Annotated in this window: 3 protein-coding genes; all 3 read left to right on the top strand. The window is 69.7% G+C overall.

Annotated features, from left to right (window positions below; genetic code table 11):
* A partial coding sequence (locus IE660_RS15220) for a DUF3151 domain-containing protein (protein WP_203569239.1) occupies positions 1-233 on the top strand: 233 nt, incomplete at its 5' end.
* A gap of 201 nt (positions 234-434) precedes the next feature.
* Positions 435-1,718, top strand: coding sequence for an adenylosuccinate synthase (locus IE660_RS15215; protein ID WP_203569238.1), 1,284 nt, complete (start codon positions 435-437; stop codon positions 1,716-1,718).
* 106 nt (positions 1,719-1,824) lie between these two features.
* Positions 1,825-3,235: class I adenylate-forming enzyme family protein (locus tag IE660_RS15210; RefSeq protein ID WP_203569237.1), on the top strand; the 1,411-nt coding region annotated here is incomplete at its 3' end.

Raw genomic sequence — 3,235 nt, 5'->3', positions numbered from 1 at the left:
ACGCCCGCACCGGCTACCACCGAGGGCTCGACGCGCTGCGCCGAAGCGGATGGAAGGGTGCGGGACCGGTGCCGTGGGAGCACGAACCGAACCAGGGCTTCCTGCGCGCGCTGTGGGCGCTGACCATCGCTTCGGCCAGGATCGGGGACGACGCCGAGGCCTCCCGCTGCGCCCAGTTCCTTCGCGACTGCTCCGAACAGGCCTGGCAGGAACTGTCGTCCAACGAGTTCTGAACCTGGCGTCCGGCCGACCGCCAGCTCGCCGCCATCGAGGTCGCCGGCGGGGGGTTCGCCCCTGTGCTGTGGACAAACCCGGCCGTCGGTCGTCAGCACCCGTAGACTCGGGGCGCAAGAGCCCCACTTGCCGCGAACCCTTGGTGAGGGGGCTTCAGTTGTGTCGGCGGTTGGCGTCGGCAGTGAAGAGGGGCGGCTGAGATGCCGGGCATCATCGTGGTCGGAGCCCAGTGGGGCGACGAGGGCAAGGGCAAGGCGACCGACCAACTGGGCGAACGCGTCGACTACTGCGTGCGCTACTCCGGTGGCAACAACGCCGGTCACACCATCGTCGTCGGTGGCGAGAAGTTCGTGCTGCACCTGCTGCCCTCGGGCATCCTCAACCCCGGCACCACCACGATCCTGGGCAACGGGGTGGTCATCGACCTCGATGTGATGGCCAGCGAGATGCAGGCGCTGCGCTCGCGCGGGCTCGACGTGGCGCACCCACTGCTGAGCGCCAACGCACACATCATCGCCCCGTTCCACACCACCATCGACAAGGTCACCGAGCGCTTCCTGGGCAAGCGCCGCATCGGCACCACCGGACGAGGTGTCGGCCCGGCCTACGCCGACAAGGTCAACCGGATCGGCATCCGGGTGCAGGACCTGTTCGACGAGTCGATCCTGCGCCAGAAGGTCGAGGCCTCCCTCGACCAGAAGAACCACCTGCTGGTCAAGGTCTACAACCGCCGCGAGATCGACCCGGTGCAGACCACCGAACTGCTGCTCTCGCACGCCGAGACCCTGCGCCCCCACGTGATCGACTGCTCCAGGGTGCTCAACGAGGCACTCGACGCCGACAAGGTCGTCCTGTTCGAGGGAGCGCAGGCCAGCCACCTCGACGTCGACCACGGCACCTACCCCTACGTCACCTCGTCCAACCCGGGCGCGGCCGGCGCCTGCACCGGTACCGGGATGGGCCCCACCCGGATCGACCGGGTGGTCGGCATCGCCAAGGCCTACACCACCCGCGTGGGCGAGGGTCCGTTCCCGACCGAGTTGTTCGACGAGGACGGTGAGACGCTGCGCGAGAAGGGCAACGAGTACGGCGCCACCACTGGGCGCAAGCGCCGCTGTGGATGGTTCGACGCCGTGGTCGTCGAGCACGCCACCTTGGTCAACAACTTCACCGACATCTTCTTGACCAAGCTCGACATCCTGTCGGGCTGGGAGAAGATCCCGGTCTGCGTCGCCTACGACGTCAACGGGGTGCGCCACGACACCATGCCGATGACCCAGTCCGACCTGCACCACGCCAAGCCGATCTATGAGTACCTCGACGGCTGGACCGAGGACATCTCCGAGGCGCGCAGCTTCACCGACCTTCCGCTCAACTGCCAGGCCTACGTGCAGCGACTCGAGAAGTTGGTGGGTTGCCGGATCTCGGGCATCGGGGTCGGCCCGGGCCGTGAGCAGTCGGTGATGATCCACGACCTGCTCTGAGCACAGCGGCGTGGCCTCGGCCACGCACCGGCGTCAGCCGCAGTTGGGCGACGGGGGCCCGGTCGGGGCCCGATGGAGTGACCCCGTCGGACCATAGCTTCGCAGCATGATCGTCGAAGCTCTTGGGCTGCGTGCCACCCGGGATCCACAGCACCTCGCGCTGCAGGTTGGAGACCTCGAGCTCAGTTTCGACCGCTGGTGGCGGCAGTCCCAGGCTGTGGCCTGCGGCCTGCTCGAGCGCAGCCTGGGCCGCGGCGAACGGGTCGCACTGTGGAGCGATCCCGCGAACTGGCTCGACTATGCGGTGGCCTACTTCGGCGTGCTGGCAGCGGGGGGAGTGGCCGTGCCGCTGCCCAGCAGCAGTCCGGCGCCGGCTGCGCGCGAGGTGCTGGACGACTGCTCGCCGCAGTTGTTGGTCACCACCAGCGACGTGGCACCACCACCCGGCCGCCCGACCGTCAGCCTGGACGAGCTGCGCTCGACCTCGACAGCCCGTGCTGTGCCGTCGCTCAGCCCGTCCGAGCCGGCCCAGATCCTCTACACCTCGGGCACCACCGGGCGTCGCAAGGGCGTGCTGGCCAGTCACGGCAACCTGGCTGCTGGCCTTCCCCCGCGTCGTCCTCCCTACCTGGGCCACTCCCACCATGCGCTGCATGCCTTCCCGATGGGCACCAACGCGGCCCAGGCGGCGATGCTGGCCACGCTGGTCGCTCGTCCCACCCTGGTGATCGAGCCGTACTTCGAGGCCGACGCCTTCTGCGAGGTGATCGAGGCATGCGGAATCGGGTCAGCGTTCCTGGTGCCGGCGATGATCACCGACCTGGTGCGCTCAGGGGCGCTGGAGCGCCACGACCTGTCGAGTCTGGTGCTGGTCTCGTCGACAGCGGCCCCACTGCCACGCGATGTGGCTGGGCAACTGCTGTCTGCGCTGCCACACGTCACCCTGGTCGACACCTACACCACCACCGAGGCCAGCCCCGCGCAGACGGTGGTCGTCGTCGACCCGTCTCGCCCCGGCACGTTGGGGCGTCCGGCCGACCCGACCGCGCTGCAGGTGCGCGACCCGCAGGGACGACCCCAGCCAGCCGGCACGCCAGGGGCGGTCTGGCTACGCACACCCGGCCACGCCCGCCGCTACTGGGGCGACGGTGAGGCCACCGCGGCTGTCGTCGATGGTGCCTGGGTGCGCACCGGCGACATCGGCGTGATGGACGAAACCGGCCACCTCTCCCTGCTCGACCGCGAGGCCGACCTGGTCGACGCTGGCGGCCACAACGTCTCGACGCTCAGGGTCGAGGACGCCCTGCGGCGCCAACCCGGCATCAATGAGGCCGCGGTCTTCGGCGTGACCAGCCCCGGAGGCGGCAGCGTGCTGGCCGCCGCGGTGGTCAGTGACCACGCGATCGACCCTGCCGGGCTCAGGCGGTCGCTGCGCGACCTGCTCGCCCCCCACGAGGTGCCAGCGCTGCTCGAGCGCGTCGAGCGGCTGCCGCACAACGAGGGCGGCAAGGTGCAGA

Source organism: Aestuariimicrobium ganziense (assembly GCF_015352975.1).
Classification (GTDB): Bacteria; Actinomycetota; Actinomycetes; order Propionibacteriales; family Propionibacteriaceae; genus Aestuariimicrobium; species Aestuariimicrobium ganziense.
This window is presented reverse-complemented; position numbering and strand designations above follow the sequence as displayed.